Source organism: Vibrio genomosp. F10 str. 9ZD137 (assembly GCF_049974785.1).
Taxonomy (GTDB): domain Bacteria; phylum Pseudomonadota; class Gammaproteobacteria; order Enterobacterales; family Vibrionaceae; genus Vibrio.
On record NZ_JBNGCJ010000161.1, the window covers coordinates 1 to 376 of the forward strand.

The 376-nt window shown below is 50.0% G+C and carries 1 pseudogene; it reads right to left on the reverse strand.

The window, feature by feature from the left end:
- Positions 1–44: 44 nt before the first annotated feature.
- Positions 45–376 (reverse strand): annotated as a pseudogene (locus ACP45E_RS02010) (hypothetical protein); the annotation flags it as partial.

Below are 376 nucleotides of genomic sequence, written 5' to 3' on the forward strand. Positions count from 1 at the left end.
CCTACTAAGTACAGTACACGAGGCTTAAACTATACAAATATCGATTAATCGTATGCGCACACTAACGCAACCCCCCTCGCTTCCGTATCTGGCACTGCGGTGATAAACGCTTTATCACCTACCATTGTGTCCCCGTACAGGAGATGTCGCCCGTCGTCATTATTATTGATATCACCGCCGATCCACCACTGACTGTCTCCAACTAACGAACCATCGTCGCTCACGTATCCTACTCCAGCTTTGTATGGTTCATCCAACATGTTATCAGCTTCCCTCACCCAATCCCTGAACTGTACTATGTCAGGGCCGGCGTGCAACGTATCTCCGCCCGAACCAACGCAATACGCAACCGCCGAAGCGTGGTCAAAATATGCGA